This window comes from Streptomyces sp. NPDC101178 (assembly GCF_044767965.1).
Classification (GTDB): domain Bacteria; phylum Actinomycetota; class Actinomycetes; order Streptomycetales; family Streptomycetaceae; genus Streptomyces.
Genome location: NZ_JBIWOZ010000003.1, coordinates 617513 through 637770, shown reverse-complemented (window position 1 = coordinate 637770; position 20258 = coordinate 617513). Strand labels below are relative to the sequence as shown.

Annotated in this window: 13 protein-coding genes; 6 read left to right on the top strand and 7 right to left on the bottom strand. The window is 66.7% G+C overall.

Annotation, left to right across the window (positions count from 1 at the left end; genetic code table 11):
- Nucleotides 1-481: 481 nt before the first annotated feature.
- Nucleotides 482-1627: a DNA cytosine methyltransferase gene (locus ACIRR8_RS11360; protein ID WP_398604965.1), complete on the bottom strand. Its 1146-nt coding sequence runs from the start codon at nt 1625-1627 to the stop codon at nt 482-484.
- 407 nt (nt 1628-2034) lie between these two features.
- Here ACIRR8_RS11360 and ACIRR8_RS11355 point away from each other — a divergent pair, with 407 nt between their 5' ends.
- The 3 genes from ACIRR8_RS11355 to ACIRR8_RS11345 are packed head-to-tail and all read left to right on the top strand — an operon-like array spanning nt 2035 to nt 10339.
- Nucleotides 2035-3867, top strand: coding sequence for a hypothetical protein (locus tag ACIRR8_RS11355; protein ID WP_404062057.1), 1833 nt, complete (start codon nt 2035-2037; stop codon nt 3865-3867).
- Nucleotides 3867-5306: a hypothetical protein gene (locus ACIRR8_RS11350; protein WP_398604963.1), complete on the top strand. Its 1440-nt coding sequence runs from the start codon at nt 3867-3869 to the stop codon at nt 5304-5306. Before ACIRR8_RS11355 ends, ACIRR8_RS11350 begins: the two co-directional genes overlap by 1 nt.
- Complete coding sequence (locus tag ACIRR8_RS11345) at nt 5303-10339, top strand: FtsK/SpoIIIE domain-containing protein (protein WP_404062055.1); 5037 nt, start codon at nt 5303-5305, stop codon at nt 10337-10339. Before ACIRR8_RS11350 ends, ACIRR8_RS11345 begins: the two co-directional genes overlap by 4 nt.
- Before the next feature lie 124 nt (nt 10340-10463).
- Here the strand turns inward: ACIRR8_RS11345 and ACIRR8_RS11340 are convergent, their stop codons facing one another.
- The gene (locus ACIRR8_RS11340; RefSeq protein ID WP_404062052.1) at nt 10464-10967 is read right to left on the bottom strand and encodes a very short patch repair endonuclease; all 504 of its coding nucleotides are present in this window, start codon (nt 10965-10967) and stop codon (nt 10464-10466) included.
- Between the two features lie 202 nt (nt 10968-11169).
- Entirely contained in the window at nt 11170-11358 is a 189-nt protein-coding gene (locus ACIRR8_RS11335; protein ID WP_404062049.1) for an AbrB/MazE/SpoVT family DNA-binding domain-containing protein, read from the bottom strand.
- Nucleotides 11359-12372: 1014 nt separating this feature from the next.
- Between ACIRR8_RS11335 and ACIRR8_RS11330 the strand changes: the two genes are divergently transcribed.
- Nucleotides 12373-13179 (top strand): SGNH/GDSL hydrolase family protein, encoded by an 807-nt coding sequence (locus tag ACIRR8_RS11330; protein ID WP_404062047.1) that lies wholly within the window; start codon nt 12373-12375, stop codon nt 13177-13179.
- 88 nt (nt 13180-13267) lie between these two features.
- Here the strand turns inward: ACIRR8_RS11330 and ACIRR8_RS11325 are convergent, their stop codons facing one another.
- Entirely contained in the window at nt 13268-13678 is a 411-nt protein-coding gene (locus ACIRR8_RS11325; protein ID WP_404062045.1) for a nuclear transport factor 2 family protein, read from the bottom strand.
- 59 nt (nt 13679-13737) lie between these two features.
- Nucleotides 13738-14580: a class I SAM-dependent methyltransferase gene (locus ACIRR8_RS11320; protein ID WP_404062043.1), complete on the bottom strand. Its 843-nt coding sequence runs from the start codon at nt 14578-14580 to the stop codon at nt 13738-13740.
- 153 nt (nt 14581-14733) lie between these two features.
- Between ACIRR8_RS11320 and ACIRR8_RS11315 the strand changes: the two genes are divergently transcribed.
- Together ACIRR8_RS11315 and ACIRR8_RS11310 are read left to right on the top strand one after the other, a co-directional pair.
- Nucleotides 14734-16566 carry a S9 family peptidase gene (locus ACIRR8_RS11315; RefSeq protein ID WP_404062040.1) on the top strand — a complete coding sequence of 611 codons (1833 nt, stop codon included), beginning with the start codon at nt 14734-14736 and terminating at the stop codon, nt 16564-16566.
- Between the two features lie 62 nt (nt 16567-16628).
- Nucleotides 16629-17579, top strand: a complete 951-nt coding sequence (locus tag ACIRR8_RS11310) for an SURF1 family protein (protein WP_404062037.1) — start codon at nt 16629-16631, stop codon at nt 17577-17579.
- 153 nt (nt 17580-17732) lie between these two features.
- Here ACIRR8_RS11310 and ACIRR8_RS11305 read toward each other — a convergent pair whose 3' ends face one another.
- Entirely contained in the window at nt 17733-19142 is a 1410-nt protein-coding gene (locus ACIRR8_RS11305; RefSeq protein ID WP_404062585.1) for a hypothetical protein, read from the bottom strand.
- A 347-nt stretch (nt 19143-19489) separates the two neighbouring features.
- Nucleotides 19490-20152 (bottom strand): SigE family RNA polymerase sigma factor, encoded by a 663-nt coding sequence (locus ACIRR8_RS11300; RefSeq protein WP_404062034.1) that lies wholly within the window; start codon nt 20150-20152, stop codon nt 19490-19492.
- Nucleotides 20153-20258: the final 106 nt, after the last annotated feature.

The following is a 20258-nucleotide window of genomic DNA, read 5'->3' as shown; positions in this document are numbered from 1 at the left end:
ACGCCGGGCACCTGTCCTGGACCACTCCACCTGTCCCCGCGCTGTCGTTTTCCCGGCCGCCCTCGACTCCTACTTGTACACCATTTCGTCGCTCCCGGTGCCGCCGGTCGCCTTGCCCCTTTCAGCGCGCCGAGCGACGACAGAGATAAACCGTGGTTCCACAGCCCAAGGCGAATTCAAGGGAGGACGAAGGCACCTTCTTCCCTATGATGCGACGGGCTTGAAATCAGAGTCTCCATGACCGGTGGACGGATAGCTCCGGCGCCATGGAAATCACTTAGGATCAACACTCAAATAGACCGCTGAAACCGAGCTCACGGCATGTCCATTGATTAGCGACCGCAACTCAGCGGCCAGCCATGGAGGGCTCGCCAAACGCACAACAGGAAAGCTACGCGAACCTGGCGAGAAACTTACCTGGCCACCAGCGGGCAATGCGCCCGCCTCAACGCCCTCGGAAGGACATTAGTTCGTTGGAGGCTCAGCAGGCGAGATCTACAGCAGCGGTAGCGAAGCCGTCATCGCGCTGCCGAGACGCGTCGCTCTTCGCCTGCAGAACTTCAGCATCGAAGAGCCTGGAGGTCAGCGCCTCTGTCAGGGGTGGGGGTACGGCGTTGCCAATGATGATCTGAACCTCAGTGCGAGTCAGCTCGTAGCGAGGCTTGACCCTCTCATCGACGAACTTGAAGTAGTCCGGGAAGCCCTGGATGCGCGCGGCCTCATGGGCGGTTAGGCATCGAGGAACAGCAGGGTGAACAAAGCGTCCGCGCCCCATCGTCGCAAATCCGCTGGTAATGGTCTGAGACGGACGATCCCACCATAGACGGCCATACATAGAGGTGTAATTGTGCTCGCCGCGGTGGCACTCGGGGCGCTCTCCGTTCGGCAAATTATGCTCGTCATTCTCGAAGAGGTACTTCATACGCCGCTGATTGTCCGCGTTGGGTACGGCAGCTTCATCGAAGAATGATTTGGCGGGAACGTCGAGCAGGTCACCGATCGCCCAACGCAGGTCATGCGGTACGGCAATGCGGTCCTCAACCTTCAGCAAGTCAGTAGCCGAGAACCCAAAAGGCAGCGCGTCTTCGCGGATGGCCAGTAGTATGTGGCGCTTGCGTGTCTGAGCGACCCCGAGCTTGAGCAGGTCGATACGACCTGTGGCGACATCGTATCCAAGCCTCTTGAGGTGAACGATGGCGCGGGAGACCACCTGCTGCTTGTCGTTGACAACGGCCAGCACGTTCTCAATGACGACTGCGCTGGGGCGCAAAACCTCTGCGGCCCGGGCCATACGCAGGTACAGCCGGTTCTTGGGATCATCGCGGCGGGTGTGGTTGTTGAGGTTGCTGTGCCCCTGACACGGTGGCCCGCCGATCAGGAGCTCTACCTCACCCACCGTGGATAGAGTCTTCTTCTCCTGAGCGGTCAACGAGGTGCCAAGGTCACCATCGAAGAAGGATTCGACGGTCCCCTGTTGGACGTTGGCCTTGGGAAAGTTTGCCTTGAAGACCTTGGTGGGGGCAGCCTCGAAGTCAACCGCGAGACGAACATCGAGCGAGACGTCATGCCTGTGCGCTGCCTGAGCAATACCGAGGGTGAGGCCACCGCAGCCGGCGAAGAGGTCCACGACTCGCAGGGAACCGACACCCTCCTCAAACTTCGGCCGCCGCTTGGCCCGCAAGGGGTGTCGCTCACCCACGTGTGACCCCCATCTGCACTTGCTCGTAGAACCGGCGGAACGAGCGGTCATCGTACTCGATCAAGGGTGATCACGTGCTGCGGACCGACACCTACGCATGGGCTGACGTGCCGATCACGTCAGTTCCGCAACCCCTGAACAAGCTCGTCAACGACCACCGCCCTGCACCCCTGTTGCTCCTGCGGCCTTGACAAGACCGACGCCTGCATTCCTTCACGGGGACCGGAGTCAAGCCAGGAGAATTTTCAAGCCGAGTCGCGACATTTGATCTACTGTCAGACCCACTGGCAGCTAAAATTCTGCAGCTCCGAGCTCGCTCGACGAAGGACAGCAGCATGCCGCTAGAGGTCAACAAGCACGTCGAACGGATTCGTCGTTACCAGCCGTTCGACGTCGCCACCTCTGAGATGGTCTATGAGACGCAGGCAGACTGGACACAGCCACAGTTCCCCGTCGTGACACTGGACTACCTGCTGAGCGCCATCGAGCGACAGGCCACGAAGACCATCGTTCTCACCGGAGACGCCGGGCATGGCAAGACGAGCCTATGCGCCAGCCTTCTGGCCAAACTGCGGGCCGGTGACGAGCCGATCACGCCAGATGTCCGGAAGGCGGTCTTCCTCGGCCTGTCCGAGGCAAAAGGCGCGAGCCGCCCCGTCGGCCGGACCCGTAGCGGACGCCCCCTGTACATCCTCAGCGATCTGAGCGAGCTTAGCCCGCAGGCCGGTGCTCACAAGCTGGTGGAGCTTCTCGACCCTCCGGACAAAGGCATCGCGATCATCTGCGCGAACGAGGGCCAACTGCGCAAGTGCGTCGCCGAGGATGACAACCTTGGCAAAGCTGGCACGGGGCGTGCCGGGGTCCTGGTGCAGACCCTCACGGAAGGCATAGTTCGCGGGCAGGTCAGTGATTCTGATGGTGCAGTGACCGTCATCAACCTCAACTACCAGTCCGTGGCGTCGGACAGTTCCAACGGCGGACTCATCCCTTGGGTCCTGAAGCAGTGGACAACGACCCAGTCATCGCGGTGGAAGCGGTGCGAGACCTGTGATGCACGCAAGGTCTGCCCGATCCTGGCCAATCGCAACGAACTGAGTGATCCCACCCGCGGGCCTCAGCGCCGGGCCGCGATCCGGGACATGTTCGCTGCGGCCGAGCGGACCGGGGCCGTGATCACAACACGTCAGGCGCTGTCGGTCACCAGCTACATGCTCACCGGCGGCCTGTCCTGCGATGACGTCCACGCCAGGTACCAGCGGTCGCATTCGAACCGGCAGTGGCAAGCTCCCCATCTGTACCACCAAGCGCTCTTCGGCGACCGGCTGAGTCAGCAACAGCGTCACCTGGTTCCTGCCTTCTTCGCGCTACGGAAGTTGGACCCGGGCCGGGTCTCCCGTCGCCAGGTCGACGACCGACTGGACCCAGATACGGCGGGCGACTTCCCTCCCGCGGATGCCAGCAGCTACCTGCAGAAGGTCCGCACGAATCGGGACGCCCAGAAGCAGGCCGAACAGTTGCGGGGCCTGTACACCTTCCTGCGGCGAGCCGACTTCTTCAACAGTGACGACGATACGGACCGTTTCGCCCGGATGGGTCTGCAGGCCGGAGACGACTTTGTACGTGTCCAGGACAAGAACCGGGACCCGGCAGACACCAGAGTGCGAGACCTATTTCTCAAGGGCCTGGAGGCCGTCCAGGGCATTCACAGGGCATCGAGCAACCCTGACTTCTTCGTACTTGACCCCGCCTTCTTCACACACCGCGCCCGCGCGGCCGTGGTCTCCCGGCGAGTGCCCAGCAAGGGCGTCGAGGTGGTCGACCAGGTCACCCAGTGGCAACGGGAAGCTGGGACGAGCACCACCCCCGAGATGCGGAACGCCGTCGAGTGGCTCAACCGAGCCATCTACATCCGTATCCCAGCCGTCGGCCCTGACCGGGACGCAGTCTCGGTGGAAGCGGACCTCTTGCGTTTCGAGTTGTTGACGCGGTGGGCCGCGGGCCTGCGCAGCGAGGTGCAGCACGAGGCAGAGATCCGCGGCCTGAGTGGATCCCTGGCTGAGCTGGCTGACTCGTCGAACAAGGACGACGAGATCCAGGTACTGGTGGGCAACGTCATGCGAAAGCTCATGATCGACGTCGGCGACAAGATCAGGTCGGTGCGTGCGTAATGGCTGATCGTTCCAAGGCCGAGGTGGTCCTTCGCCTCTTTGGGGTGAATCTCGAACAGCAGGGCCGCGGTTTCTACATCCCGCTTGAGATGCTCGCGATCGCCCGCGGCGTCTACCTGGCGCATCAGGAGGACCCGGAGCAGTTCGCAGGGCTCCTGGACAACGGAGCCGGCACGGCTTACAAGAGAACCTCGCACGACCTGGCCCGGCGAATCGCGACCAAGGCCCCCATAGTCGAGGGCGATGAAGAACTAGGCAAGGCCGTCGAGCTGGACTCTCCCGAGACGATGGAAACGCTCCACGCCCTGTTCTCCTCCCTGTTGGTTGAGATCCCAGGGCGTCGCAGCCAGCCCAGTTGGTTCGGCGCGCACATCTATCCGTTCGTCGGTGAGCTCATCCACTACGACGCAGTCGAACGACGAGTCAAGCAAATCGACGCCAAGAAGAGCGCTAAGAAGCGCAAGCAGGCCACCAAAGTCGATGTCGGCATCAACGCTCCAACTATCGAGCGCTACCTCTTCCGCGATGGTGGGAGTTGGGCCTACAAAGCCCTTCGTGCCGACCTCGATCCTGACCGCAAGGAAGCGACCCGGCAGGGCCTGAGCGACCTCGTGCAGGACAGCGAAACCCCGCTGGGCAATCTCGCCAAGGCCCTCAGCGCGCACGACTTCGACTACGACGAAGCTCCCGTGGAGGGCTCAGACACAGGAATCGAGCTGTATGAGGAGCTCAGCCCGTGGCCTGATCTGCTGAGGGAGGGGACCTGCAACATCGTCAGTCGGATCGCTACGGTCCCGAGGGCCAAGCGCACGGAGAGCCTCATGCACTGGGTCCCCTACTGCTTGGCACGCCATCAGCTCCACCTCGCACGCACCAAGCTCGGTGCCACCAACCGTGAGTCGATCCTGTTGGACTTCGGCAACGAGGCAACCCCGCTGCGCAGGGAATCGCAGAAGAACCTCGCTGGCTTCCGCAACGACATCGTCAAAGCGATCAACGTCCAGGCCCAGGTAATGATCGGCGAAGCCGAAGGCGACGAAGGTAGAAAACGCCGCTACGAGAGATTCATGAAGGAAGGCGGCACCGCGGTCGCCTCACCCCGAGCGTTCTTCAGCGAGACCCTCGCCGCTGTCGGAGCTTTGAACGCGACGGCCGGGCGACGACACTTCACCATGAAGCCACCGATGCTCGAGGCTCTGGTCTCTGCCACGGTCGCTCAGGAAGCGGAGATGGAGTTCGACAAGTTCTGCACGCTGCTGTACGAGAGGTACGGGCTTGTGATGGAGGACAAGGTCGCGGCAGCAAGCCCGTTGGCCTACGAGGTCGACCCATCGGTCCTCGACCACAACGGCAAGGCGTTCCGGGAGAAACTCGCCGCTATTGGTCTGCTCACTCAATATTCAGATGCAACCAGCATGGTTCGAGGGGAGCCCCGGTGACCGACAGCAGCATCCAAGCGCTTGGGCGGTTCGTCGCCGACGAAGCACTTCGCAAGGTCACTGAGGCCAACGGGGCCCGCGCCGTCCTACGGGTCAGCGGCTTCGACCGACCGACCGTGGCCGAGGCTCTCCGCCGCACTGCCCGGCAGCTGTTGGGCTCGCAGGACTGTCAGGTTGTCGTCAAGGTCGGCACCTCAGAGCCAATCGAAGGTGTCCCTGCTGACTACCTGTTGGGGCCGCAGGACCAGCTGACCAAGTGGCGAAATTCAGGGCAGGGCAGGGCGGTGTTGCTCTTCGAGTGGGGGCAGTCTCCGGACGCACAGGGGCTGGCAGCCATGAACGCCCTGAACGATGCCACGATCCTGGGCAACTACCATGACTCCTCCGGCGAGCGTGGGTTCGACAGATTCATGGCAGAAGCATGGCGGGAAGCGGGGGGTATCGGCACTGTTCCAGCCGCGATGGGCACCGTTCTGCCAGCGATCTGGGGTGCCGTCACGGATGAGGAGCCCCGGTCCTTGCACCGCTGGGCAGCCTTCCTGGTCGACACTGCGCAGAAGGTCGCAGCAACTCAGGTCCGCACTCCTGACGTGGTCTACCCGGAGATCTCTGCTGCCCTGCCGGCTCTTGATCTCTTCCCAGACCGAGGACTCTTCGTCAAGCCCGCTGCGCTGCCCACCCGGATCAAGAAGAACGTCTCGGTAAGTGCCTTCAAGCAGCCCACGGGCAAGGAGATCACCGAGGACGACCTGATAGACCGCATAAGCGCGACCGAGTTCAGTGCGGAGTCCTTGGACCACGTCGGCACGGACTCCGAGACTGCCAAGGAGCTCATGCGCGGCCTTGTACTTAACTTCAATCGCAGTGGCTCCACTCCGCAGGATTCTCGTCAGTTGCGCCGAGAGCAGGACCTGACCCTCTGGCTGGAAGTCTTCGAGCAGAAGTCCAAGAAGATTGGCCTGGGCCAGCAGGTCCGGCAGGAGATCGAGAAGGCCGACGCAGATCGGGTCGACGAGTTCGACGCAATGGTGATCGAAGATGCACTCGACCTCGGAGATCAGGAAGCCGCACAGCGTTTCCTTGACGAGGCTCCTATCGGCGGGGCGGAGCCTCTGGCCGACCTGCTGTCCAAGCGTTCGCGCCGCAAAGTCGAGAAGCTTGCCTTTCCGGACTCTCAGTTCGTCCAGGACCCACTGCGTGCCCTGCTGCGCGAGCTGACCTACTTCTCCGATGAAGAGGAAGGCTCCGTCGTCGTCGGGCTGGAAGGCAACCAGGAAGTTGGGCGGTGGAGCCGTTGGCTCTTTGCTTTCCTGTACGCCAACACCCTGGATGATGTCCGGGAATCCACCGGTCTTCGCTTGACTCTGGACGTCAAGAAGTGCCTGTTGGACCTGACCAAGCCGCCCCTCCCGGAGGAGGACGAGCCGTTCGATCCCAACACGGAGTGGGCCCCGCTGCGCATCCTGGTCGAGATGGACGGCGTCCAGCGACGCTTTCGCTGGGACCCTCTTGGCATCCCGGGGCAGATCGCGCTGGCGGCTCTCATACACGGCTGGCAAACTCCCCCTGGCCAGACCGGCAAGTTGACCTTTGACACCTTCCTCGAAAGGTTCAATGACCCCCGGCAGTGGCAGGCCGACGAACCCTTGCCTGTTTCCGAATCGCAGTTTGCCAGTCAGCTGGAGCGCCTCAGGCTGGAGCATTTCAGCCGCTTCTGCGACGGGCTTGACGCCGGGAAGATCAACGATTACGTACGCGAGTGGGAAGGCGTGCTCCGCGAAGCTCGCACCACCCTGGTTCCCGACAACGCTCCGAACGCAGACCTTGAGGCTGTCGTCCTGACCGATGTTGTCGGGCTTGCCGACCACCGCATGATGATGCTGGCCACTCACCCGCTGAAGCTGCGCTGGCTGGCAAAGAACTACGAGGAGGCTGCTGACAGCATCGAGACCGCCCTGAACAAGGAGGGAGGTCTGAGCCTAAACCAGGAAAACGAGGAGCTCTTCTTCGACGCCATTGACCGTATCTCCCCACACGGGACACCTGCTGTCCTCGTCGGTCCCGGCGGCACGATTGCCATTCCGATGCGGGAGTCGGCCGGGCACGAGGAGTACGCACCGGTCCGCTACGGCGGAAACGAGTCCAAGGACTGGCTCTCCAGCGTCGACGAGACCGCGATCGACGAGATGGTCCGCGTCATCACCGACTACCTGACGACCTACCCCCACAAGCTTGATGGGCTGCGCGTACTGCTTCTGGACCGCAACGGCGACCCTGTCCTACCGATGCGCGTGGCCAAGCAGATGCGGGCCAAGAACCCTCGTCTGAAAGTTGATCTCGTTGTACTGGCTCCGCAGGCCACCCACCACGAGATCATCCAGGGTTTCGACCTGCAGTTCTCCGGTACGGAGATGTCCGACGACAGCTTCCTGCCCGACGTCCAACTGATCCTTCAGGCATGGGAGCCCGACCAGGAAGCAGACCTGTCTGGGCTGGAGGACACCATCGACCTCGCTCTGGCGCCGGCGCTGTTCGGCACGCAGACCAGTATGAAGGAGAGCACCAAGAAGGAGTCCCTGTCGGGCTACTTCAACCCCTGGAAGCACCCAGCCTCGCACAACCTGGCTCAGACCAGCGAGAACGTCGTGAGAGCGCTGTTGCCTGAGACCGCCGACGAGACTCTTGAGTCCTGGTCGACCTTGTGCGTGCGCTACGACCGCCGTTCCCCGGTCTCCCGGGAGAGTGTCGACGGCATCGACTACTTCGAGATGCAGGTGCAGTTCGACCAGCACCAGAACCTGTTCGAGACCCTGCACCGTGTGGCCCACTGGGTCGTCACTCTCGACAGCTTCATCGGCCGTGAGCAAATCGACGCCCTCCGCAACCGCCCTGACGTCATCCTCGTCAAGCCCAGCGTCGGCAAGAACGAGTCCTACACCCTCATTGTCAGCTCGCAGACCGGTCGGCAGTTCGTCGTTCAGCGACTGTGCCGCCGCCTTGAGCAGATCGGTGTCGTCACCCCGCAGGACTCGGAAAGCACCGCTAAACGAATCTACGAGGTCGGCCGCAACGTGGCCCCTGGCGCCGTGCTGCGCTCCCTCGGCATTGGCACTACGGTCAACGAAGTCGTCGGCCTGGTAGCCACGCGGTTTGTCATCGACCAGCAGTTTCCCGTCTCTAGGCAGGGCACGAGCCTGGTCACGTGGATCAGCTTCGACGAGCACCACCGCTGGTTCGGCCGCGGACACAAGACCCGTGCCGACCTCGGCCGGTTTGTGCTGACGGTCCAGGACGACGGCACTGTTCGCCTGGATGTCCTGGTCGCCGAGTCCAAGTTCCGCCAGACCTTCGACGTCGGTTCGGCTGAGGAACAGCTCAACCGCACCACTGACCTGTGTAGGGACGCCTTCCGTTCGGACGGCGAAGCTCGCCACGACCGCCCCTTCTGGCTGGACGAGCTTGCTGCCGCGATCGCTCAGACCAGTGGAAAGACCACGCAGGCCGAAGACCTTCCAGCTCGTACCTTGATCGGTAATGACGACCACCGCCAGGTCGAGGCAAAGGTCCTTGATGCCCTACGTTCCGAGGATGTCCAGCTCGGCCACGTCACTGGCGTTGCCGTGGCTATCTCGGCAGAGGAGGATCAGTCGGCACCCGCGGTCGGAAGCCTCGGCAGGCACACCCTGGTGAGGTTGAACAAACGGGAACTGCTGAACCTCATCGGCGCTCTACGCGCCAAGGAGGACCCCACCAACGCCGATCCCCTTGTTGTCTCTGGAGACCTCAGCGGGACCATGAAGGCCGCTGACACTGCTGTCGAACCCTCCTCTGTGGGCCTTTCCGCCGAACCGCCCACTCTTGAAGAAACAACGGCATCTGCCGAGGCCGGCGGGGCGGCCGCTCTAACAGCTGCGCCAGGAGCGGTACTTGCGCGTCACCCTGCCGCAGAGGCAGGTCCTGCACCTCTGAAAGCTTCCCGCGGTGGGCTCTCCGAGGAGGAGCTGGCGCTTCGATACAACAAGATCGTTGACGTCTTTGCCCGCCACAAGGTCGCGGTCACCGCACCGGAGGTCGGCAAGTGGCAGGAGGGACCCGGCTTCTATATCTTCCGGTTCATCCCCAATCCTGGGGTCACCGTGGACAAGCTGACCAACCGACGCGACGAGATCTTCCTGGCCCTGGCGCTCCCCTCCGGGTTCAGCATTCGTGCCCGCAGCGACCGCGGCTCCGTGCTCTTCGAGATCCCCAAGATCGACGACGAGAAGTACGGGGTCGACGCCAAGGCGCTGTGGCTGCGGTGCCCGGCCAATCCCGAGAGCCTCATCGCCCCGCTGGGCGCCGACATCGAGGGCAACCCGGTCACCATTGATCTCTCCTCCGCAGACTCACCGCACTTGCTGGTGGCCGGCACTACCGGATCAGGAAAGTCCGTCGCGCTGGATACGATCCTCAAGGGCCTGGTCCGGTACGACAAGAGCACCCTGCGACTCCGCCTCGTTGATCCCAAGGGCACCGAGCTTGTCGACTTCGAGGATGACCCGCACCTTGACGGCGTGATCGGTATGGACGCTGCCGACGCCATCGAGATCCTTGAGGAAACCGTCGAAGAGATGGCCGTGCGCTACAAGGACATGAAGGCGATCCGCACACGCAAGCTCGTCGAGTACAACGCCAAGGTCGACAAGGCAGATCGAAAGCCCTGGATCGTCATTGTCCTTGATGAGTACGCCGATCTCACTAGCGATCCCGAAGAGAAGAAGCAGATCGAAGCGCTGCTCAAGCGCCTGACGCAGAAAGCCCGCGCTGCGGGCATCCACGTCATTACAGCCACGCAGCGACCGAGTGCGGACGTCATCTCTACGACCATCCGCTCCAACTTCCCTGCCCAACTCGCCCTGCGGGTCAAGACAGCGACCGACAGCCGCATCATTCTGGACGAGACGGGAGCCGAAGCTCTGGCCGGACAGGGCGACGCCCTTTTGCACACGGCTAAGAGCACCACGCGACTGCAGGTGGCCTACGACGGGAGCTGACCAGGTCCCGCCAGGTTTGATCAACTCCATCTCGTAGAGAGGCCAAAAAGTCCACCACTGGTACGAGCTCTTCTCGCTGAACCCGGCGGAGTTCAGCTGACCGCTGCCGCCAGCGACGCGACGGTCAGGAGGTCTTCTTCGGGTGCTTTGAGGCTTGGACCTCCTGCCGCCGGGCCGCCACTGCCTCAATGACAGTGGCGGCACACGCCTCTGGTTCGAGGTGTTCCCAGAAACGGAGCACCAGCCAGCCTGCCTCCGTGAGGCGGTTGTCTGTGTCCCGGTCGCGCTGGATGTTCCGGCCGATCTTTTCTTCCCAGTACAGCCGATTCGTCTTGGGCATCACGAAGTGCTCCGGGCAGCCGTGCCAGAAGCAGCCGTCGATAAAGACTGCGACTTTCGTAGGGCGGAAGACCATGTCGGCCGTGCGGCGCATCTTCGGGAGCGGCTTTGCCGCTACCCGGTAGCGCAGTCCAGCGGCGTGGACAAGCGAGCGGAGGAGCAGCTCGGGCTCGGTATCACGACTTCGGTTGCCAAGCATGCTCCGCCGGGTCGCGGCCGACGACGCCCACGACCCCTCCGGCAGTGTCCACTGCTCGGCCGGCGCTTCTGGTACTTCTTGCTCGCTCATACTCCCAGCAGCTCAGAGACAACTTCCTCCAGGGCGTCCCGCCCGGCGGGGACCTGTTCCTGTCGGTCCAACTCCATTCTCGGCGCTTCCCCGTGCCGAGGTCGGGCGATCGCAACTCTCGCACCCACGGACGCCACCTGGCTGCACACCGACCTCCCCGATCGCTGCAACGGGAATGGCCTCGCGGCGGTGGGCTCCCCACTCACAGAGTTCCGTCCTGCAGCAGTGCCTTGAAGGCGTCTACCTCTCGCTGCAGCACAATGCGCCCGTCGCCGTCGCTGAACGCCAGGATCCGGCCGCCTGCATCCAGGCCCGCCTCCGCGAGGAGCCCCGGCGGCAGGGACACGCGGCCGTCGTCATCGATCTGTAGTTCTGCTGGTTCGCGTATCACAATCGCAGTCTGCCAGGCTCCAGGTAGGGCTGGGCTGCCCTGACAGGTCCGGCGATCAGGGCAGCCCATGAGCACTACCCTCTTTGACACGTAGATCCGCAGAGGTGAGCAAGAATTGCGATGGTTAAGGGACATAGCGCAGACCTCGGCCCAGGGCAGGTTGAGGCTGACAGGATTGTTCCATGCGCCGTATGTCGCGTGGTCGCCTGCTGCAGAATGCTGGGCCAGCTCCGCGTGGCTCAGCCGAATGTCGAACTGCTCGCCTCGTCGGCCTCCGTGGGTGCCGCGAGACGCGGACTCAGCAGCGGTTGCCTGAGGTCTCGCTGGGAGCCATCTGGGAGCCAACCCGCTCCCCAAGCCCCTTCGAGACCACCCGAGACCAAGACAGACCGACGCTCTGACCAGGGCAAATGCCATCCGCGCTGGCAAGCTCAGCAACCGACCCTCATTCGGGACGAAGAGGTCGTGGGTTCAAATCCCGCCACCCCGACAGCTGAAGTACCAGGTCAGGGGCCTGATCCACTTAGTGGATCAGGCCCCTGAGTAGTTTCTGGGAGGGGAGAAAGAGCACGGGCGCACGCTCACGCGGACGGGCGGAAACGGCCAACTGGGTTGCGGGGTAGCTCGCCCGCTTCCGAGGGGTGCCCGCGGCGAGGGTTCCGCGATGTGCCCGCCACGGCACTTCGGGCGGCTCGGGGAGGGTCGTGGGGAACGGCTGTCGCGTTGGGCCGTACGGCTGAAAGCGGTGTCGGGCGTGGCGGCGCCTCCCCTGCTTGTACGGGACCTGATCACGGCCGAGCACGGGGCGTCCAGGCGCACAATATTTCCTTGAACTCGACTGCTTTGACACGGAGTTGAGCGTTTATCTAGATGCGGGGCATAGGACTCCGAGCGATCATCCGGGCATATCAGACGACTTCTCGCGCGGGCATTACCGGTGGGTACCGGGAGCTGCTAGACACTGCATCGCTCCTTCAACCCCCACCCACCCCCACACTTCGAAGGTCGGCAGCCATGTCCGTACGCAGGTTCTGGGCATCCCTCTCCACTCTCGCTCTCGCCGCCGTGGCCACTCTCGGTGTTGCCGGGAGCGCCGTCGCGGCGGACTCGGCCGCGGCCGGCGGTTATGTCGCGCTCGGTGACTCCTACTCCTCCGGTGTCGGCGCCGGGGACTATCTCCCCGACAGCGGTGACTGCCGGCGCAGCGTCAACGCCTATCCGCAGCTGTGGGCGGCGGCGAACTCCCCCACCTCGTTCGCCTTCGTCGCCTGTTCCGGCGCCACCACTTCCTCCGTCGCCAGTGGTCAGCTTGGGGTGCTCGACGCGTCCACCTCGCTGGTCAGCGTCACGGCCGGGGGCAATGACGTCGGGTTCGCCGATGTCATGCAGGACTGCGTGCTGGGGAGCGAGGCCACCTGCATCAGCAGTGTCGACGCCGCGGTCGCCAAGATGAACAGCTCTCTGCCCGGGAGCCTCGACTCGCTGTATGCCGGTATCCGCGCCGGGGCGCCCTCGGCCCAGGTCGTCGTCCTCGGGTATCCGCGCTTCTACCAGCTGTCGGGCAGCTGCATCGCGGGGCTCACCGAGGCCGAGCGGGCCGCGATCAACGATGCGTCGGACGTGTTGAACGGGGTGCTCGCCAAGCGGGCCGCCGATGCCGGATTCGCCTTCTCCAGCGTCGTCGACGAGTTCACGGGGCATGAGCTGTGCTCGGGCGACCCGTGGCTCCACAGCGTGACCGTGCCCGTCCAGAACTCGTACCACCCCACCGCCGCCGGGCAGTCGGGCGGCTACCTGCCGGCCTTCCGGTCCGCGGTGTAGCGGGGAGGAGCGGCAGCGGTACCTGTGATGAGGCGGTTCGCCGGGTGGTCCGGCGGGCCGCCTCCGCGCGTTTCCCCAGCCCGCTTGTTCAGTACCTCTCCACCAGGTGCTCGCGGCCTGCCGGGGGTTCGTACGACTCCGGCCAGAAGTCCGTCACGCCGGTGATCAGGCCACGGTCGTCGAAGGTGAAGAAGTGGATCGCGTGCGTCTCCTCGGGGCCGACCGTGACCTCGGTCCGGGCGGCCGCCTGCCGGCCCTCCGCGTCCGCGACGATCCGCTCGATCCGGACGTGCCAGTCGCCCGGGTACTCCTGGTTGAACCGGACGTAACGCTCCTTGCCGTGGATGCGTTCCCTGGTCTGCGGCAGCTCGTACACCACGTCGTCCGCCAGTGTCGCCGCGAAGGCGTCCCAGTCGCGGGCGTCGGCCGTCGCCCAGTACGTCTCCACCGCCGTACGCAGGCCGGCCGTGGTGGTGTTCCCGCTCGTCTCGTGCGTCATGGGAGTGAGTGTGTCGTGCGGCACTGACAATCGGCCGAAGAGCCGTCGCTGAGCTGTGATCATGTCCCTTGCGGCTTGGGGCGCGTCGCCTTCAGCGAGTACATCAGCGGAATCCTCGGGCGGTCCACCGGGAAGCGGTAGTGGCCGTCCGTGCCGCGCTCCAGCGTGCCGAAGCGTGGGAAGAGCGTGGTGTCGTGCTCATGCAGGAACTCGATCCGCAGGCCGGTCGCGGCCAGCGCCGTCACCACCTCGCTCAGCGGGTGCTGCCACTCGACGCTGCGGTTGTGCACGGTCGGCGCGTCGAAGTCGGCGTACGTCCCGGGGGTCTCGTCCACCCAGGCCTCGCGGCTGAAGTAGTCATGGGTCACGACCGAGCCGGTGCCGTCGTCCAGCACGTCGGTGAGCGGGTGGAACTCCGCCACGTAGAGGAAGCCTCCGGGCGCGACCAGCGAGGCCGCCGTCTCGGCCCAGCGCCCTATGTCGGGCAGCCAGTTCAGCGCACCGGTGCCTGTGTAGACGATGTCGTACGAGGAGTCGGGGACGGCCGTCGGGGCGTCGTACACGTCGGCCGTCACGAACGCCGCGCGGTCCGGCCCCAGGCCCAGCGACTCCGCCAGGCCCCGGGCGGTCTCCACGGCGGGCTCGGAGAAGTCCAGGCCCACCACCTGCGCGGCGCCGTGCCGCGCCCAGGACAGGGTGTCGAGGCCGATGTGGCACTGGAGGTGGAGCAGGGTCTTTCCCGTGACGTCGCCGACCTCCACGAGTTCGAACGGGCGCAGCACGTCCGTGCCCGCGCGGAACGCCTCCAGGTCGTAGAAGTCGCTCGCCACGTGTATCGGCACACGCTCGTCCCAGCGTGCGCGGTTGGCGTCCTGCCAGTCGTCCGGGGTCGGGGAGTGCATATCCGGAAAGTTACCCACCGGGTGGGAGGGGCGCGAGCCGTTATCCACAGGCGAACGGGGTCGGTCCGATCACCGGATGGGCCGGTCTGATGATCAGAGCGTGGTTGTGGACGGGCTTCTCCGGCCGAGTCGGTGATCGGGTTGGATGGAGGCATGAGCGAATCGGAGAACATCTCGACCATGCCGGAGTGGGAGCAGCGGTTCCGCGCGCCCCGGGTGTCCCTGCCCGACTGGGCCGAGGACGCGCCTGACCGCTCGCTCTTCGTCTCCAATGCCACCGGGACCTACGAGCTGTACGCCTGGGACCGGGCGAGCGGGCGGCAGCGCCAGGTGACCGACCGGCCCAACGGGACCACCGACGGCGTGCTGACGCCGGACGGCGAGGCCATCTGGTGGTTCAGCGACACCGATGGCGACGAGTTCGGCGTGTGGATGCGCCAGCCCTTCGGCGGCGGGGAGGACGAGCCCGCCGCCCCGGGCCTCGCGCCCTCGTATCCGGCGGGCCTCGCCATCGGGCGCGACGGGACCTCGGTGATCGGCCGGTCCACCGATGAGGACGGGACCACCGTCCACCTGGTGCGGAAGCCGGGCGGCGGGAGCGCGTCCGTCGAGAGCCACGAGATCTACCAGCACCGGGAGTCCGCCGGGGTCGGGGACCTCTCGTACGACGGGACGCTCATCGCGCTGGAACACACCGAGCACGGCGACGCCATGCACTCCGCCCTGCGCGTGGTGCGGCCCGACGGCTCCACGGTGGCCGAGCTGGACGACACCGAGGGCGGCACCAAGGAGCTCGGGCTCGCCGTGCTGGGCTTCGCGCCGGTGGCCGGTGACACCCGGCTGCTCGTGGGGCACCAGCGACGGGGCCGCTGGGAGCCGATGATCTGGGACCCGGTCGCGGGCACGGAGACCTCGCTCCCCGTGGACCTGCCCGGTGATGTGGGTGCCGAGTGGTATCCGGACGGCTCCGCCCTGCTCATCGAGCACAGCTTCGAGGCTCGCAGCGAGCTGTGGCGGTACAAGCCGGGGGCCGCGGAGCCCGTGCGGGTGGAGACGCCCGCCGGGACGGTGTCGGGCGCCACGGCCCGCCCGGACGGGACGGTGGAGTACCTCTGGTCCTCGGCCGCGCAGCCGCCGGTGGTGCGGTCGACGAGCGGTGCGGTGGTCCTGGACCCGCCCGGTGCCAAGGCGCCGGCGTCGGTGGCCGTCGAGGACGCGTGGGTGGAGGGGCCTGGGGGCCGGATCCATGCCCTCGTGCAGAAGCCCGCCACCGGGGACGGCCCGTTCCCGACCGTCTTCGAGATCCACGGTGGGCCGACCTGGCACGACAGCGACGCCTTCGCCTCCGGCCCCGCCGCCTGGGTGGACCACGGCTTCGCCGTCGTGCGGGTCAACTACCGCGGCTCGACCGGGTACGGACGCGCCTGGACGGACGCGCTCAAGCACCGGGTCGGCCTGATCGAGCTGGAGGACATCGCGGCCGTGCGGGAGTGGTCGGTGAAGTCCGGGCTGGCGGACCCGCAGCGCTTGGTGCTGGCCGGCGGGTCCTGGGGCGGCTATCTCACCCTCCTCGGCCTCGGCACCCAGCCCGACGCCTGGGCGCTGGGCCTGGCGGCCGTGCCGGTCGCGGACTACGTCACGGCGTACCACGACGAGATGGAGGCCCTGAAGGCGATGGACCGCACGCTGCTGGGCGGGACGCCGGAAGAGGTGCCCGAGCGGTTCGAGGCCTCGTCCCCGCTGACGTACGTCGACGCGGTGCGCGCCCCTGTCTACATTTCGGCTGGCGTCAACGATCCGCGATGCCCCATCCGCCAGGTGGAGAACTACGTGGACCGTCTGGCGGCGCGCGGCGCGGTGCACGAGGTGTACCGGTACGACGCCGGGCACGGGTCGCTCGTGGTGGAGGAGCGCATCAAGCAGGTGCGGCTGGAGCTGGAGTTCGCCCTGAAGCATCTGGGGGGTGGTGACGTGCTGGAGGCGTAAGGGGTGGATAAAGGGGCGACCCCGCTCCGGAGGGCCGGAGCGGGGAACCGTACCTTGGTGGGGTGTACCGGTTCCTGCTGACCCCGCGATGGTGGGGGATCAACCTCTTCGTCTTGCTGGCCATCCCGTTCTGCGTGTTCATGGGCACCTGGCAGCTCGGCCGCTTCGAGGACCGTGTGCAGTCGCACGAGCAGGCGGAGAAGCAGCCCGATCCGAGCACCCGGGCCGCGAAACCGCTGGACGAGCTGCTGCCCGTCGACAAGGTGACGTCCGGCCGGCCGGCCGTCGCGACCGGGACGTACGGCGAACAGTTCCTGGTTCCCGGCCGTGAGCTGGACGAGCGGCAGGGCTTCTACGTCCTGAACCTGCTGCGGACCGAGGGGGGCAAGGCCCTGCCGGTGGTACGCGGGTGGCTGCCCGGCACCGCGGGCAGCGTCCCCGTACCGGCCGCGCCGCAGGGCGAGGTCACCGTGACCGGCGACCTCCAGGCCTCCGAGAACATCCACAGCGACGGCGTCAACACCAGGGGCGGGCTCCCGGCGGGCCAGCTCGGCATGATCAGTGCCGCGTCGCTGGTGAACCTGGTCGACTACGACGTGTACGACGCCTGGGTGACGCTGCCCGAGACGGAGGCGGGCGGTACGGGCGGCGCGATGAAGCCGGTGCCCGCCGCCGCGCCGCAGGGCAGTGGGCTCGATCTGAAGGCGTTCCAGAACCTGGGGTACACGGGTGAGTGGTTCGTCTTCGCGGGCTTCGTGCTCTTCATGTGGTTCCGGCTGGTCCGCCGCGAGGCCGAGGCCGTCCGCGATGTCGCCCTCGGGCTGGTCCCGGAGGACGGGGAGAGCGGGGAGGCCGTGGGGGCGGCGGACGCCGGGGAGCCTGGGGCCCAGCCCGAGGGCCAGGTCGGGGGCCCTGCGAAGCCCGAGGCCGGGGGCCCTGCGGAGCCTGAGGCCGGAGCGGTGGGCGGCGCAGCTGTGGCGGCGAAGGCGCCGGGGAGCGTGCAGGGGTCGTAGGCGCGGTTCGCCGGAAGGGCGGGCCGGGCCTGCCGCGGCCTCGGTCGGTCGCGGCCTCGGCCTCGGTCGCTCGTGCCCCCGGGTGGGCGTGCCCCCGGGTGGGCGTAGCCCCGGGTGGGGCGGGGCCTCGGGTAGGGCGGGGCTTCTGGCGGGCTACGAAGTGGCCAGGACGCCCGTTCGGTAGATCGTGCCCGAGCAGGCGTTCTCGATCTTCGTCTCGGCCGTGGGTGCGCCCGTCTCCGGAGTGTGGGTGACGGCGATGCTGCCGTCCGCCGTGGAGCCGTCCTGGTGCAGCGACTGCGTGTCGGTGCCGGACTGGCCGGAGTCGTCGCCCGTTGATCCACCGGTGGCGCTGCCGTCGGGTGACGGGGTCGGGGTGGGTGAGGGCGCGACGGTCGGGCAGGTGTCGGCGGGGACCCAGGCGAACTGCACCTCGTAGGCCATGGAGGGCTTCAGCAGCACCGTGCCCGGCTCCTGCGAGGGGTCGGGCAGTCCAGGGGCCGCGTCGCCCGCCGTGTGCTGAATGACGGTGATCTTGAGCGGGTCGGCGGCGCCGAGGGCGGTGAAGCCGACGGTGCCGTTGTTGCTGACCGTACAGTCGGCGCCGGACACGTTCGCGATCCTGAAGCTGCCGTACACCTTGCCGTCGGTGCCCGGGGCACCTGCTGCCGCGGAGACGACACCGAGTTGGCTCGGGTCGCAGACCGGCAGGGCGGCGAAGTCCACGTTCGGCGGCGTGGAGACTCCGCCCGTCGCGGCGCCGCCCTCCGGGTCCTCGGTACGGTCCGCCGAGGGGCTGGCGGAGGGGGTCGGTTCGCCGGTGCCGCCCCGGCTCTCCTGGTCGGTGGGCTCCACGGTCCGGTCTGCCGGTGCCTGTGCGTCGGGCTCCTCGCCGTTGCCGCCCTGGGCTTGCTCACCGTGCCCGGCGATGGCGGGGAAAGCGGTGGCGGGGTCGTCGGAAGTCGTCACGTGGACGAAGGCGGGGACCGCTGTGCCGATCAGCAGCGCCGCCGCGGCCGCGCCGACGACGGCCTGGCGCCGCCGGGCCCGCCGGGCGGGCACCGCGCGCTGGAGATGTTCCAGGGTCCGGTCGGAGGGTTCGAGGTCCCCCACGGCACCGTGCAGCATCCGTCGCAGGACGACCTCGTCCAGCTCGCTGACGGCACCGAAGCCGCTGGGGACGGGGTCAGCGGGGTCGGCCGGGCCGGTGAGCTCGGCCGGGTCACCAGGCCCGACGGGGGCAGCCTGGTCGCTGAAGCCACCAGAACCGACCTGGTCGCTGGAGCCACCAGGACCGACCTGGTCGCCGAGGCCGGCCGGGCTTGCGTGACCGGCCTGGTCGCCAGGGCCATCGGAGTCGACCGAGCCAACCGAGCCAGCGGGATCGACCGAACCCGTCCCGTCCGCCGGACCCCTGAGATCCGCCGAACCCGTGCGGTCGGCCCGGTCACCGGAGATACCGGTGTCCCGGTCACCGGAGATACCGGGACCGGACGGAGTGCCCGGGCCACCGGAGTCGCCGGCCTCGGCAGCCTCCGCGCGGCCCTCGCTCAGCTCGCCCAGCTCAGCCGGCTCCCCCGCCGCGCCCTCGCCCTGCGGGGCACCCGGGCGATTCGGGCGGCCTGCACCCTCGGGGCGATCCGGGCGGTCCTCGCCGTCCGGGTAGTCCAGGCGATCCGTACCGTCCGGGCGGCCCGAGTGGTCCGTACCGTCCGGGCGGCCCGAGTGATCCGTACCGTCCAGCCGGTCCGTACCGTCCTGCCGGTCCGTACGGTCCGTACCCTCCAAGCAGTCCGGCCGGCCCAGATGGTCCTTACCGGTGTGCGGAGTCTTCTCCGGCCCGTGGTTCACAGTTCCGTTTCCCGTCGGGTCGTTCTCGTGCCTGTGCTCGTGGTGACGGCGGGGCCCGCTCATGTCTGGGCCTCCATCACGACGCGCAGCGCCGCGATGCCGCGGGAACCGTACGCCTTGACGGAGCCCAGCGAAATTCCCAGCGTCTCCGCGACCTGGGCCTCCGTCATGTCCGCGAAGTAACGCAGCACCAGCACCTCGCGCTGGCGCCGCTGGAGCCCTTTCATGGCCTTGATCAGCGCGTCCCGCTCCAGCTGGTCGTACGCGCCCTCCTCCGCGCTCGCCATGTCCGGCATCGGCTTGGAGAGCAGTTTGAGCCCGAGGATGCGGCGGCGCAGCGCGGAGCGCGAGAGGTTGACGACAGTCTGGCGGAGGTACGCGAGGGTCTTCTCGGGTTCCCGGACGCGGCTGCGTGCCGAGTGCACGCGGATGAACGCCTCCTGCACCACGTCCTCGCAGGACGCGGTGTCGTCCAGCAGCAGGGCCGCGAGGCCGAGCAGCGAGCGGTAGTGGGCGCGATAGGTCTCGGTGAGGTGGTCGACCGTGGTTCCTGCTGCCACCGTCTCGTCAGCACCCCCGCGCTGCGAGGGCAGCTGGGCCGGGCGCGCAGCGGGCATGGGCGCGATCACCGGCATGCCGCCGGGCACGCGAAGCCGCCGGGGCGGACGTACGGTCGGACCTCGGAACGGGCCCACCACGGTGATGTCGAGAACCTCTGCCACGCCTGTTGGACACGCTTCCCCCCGCCAGGGTTGTACGCGTACGGCGCCACGTTCGGCACTGTGCGACATGCCCTCATACGTACCTGCTCTTCCCCAAATGCCCCGT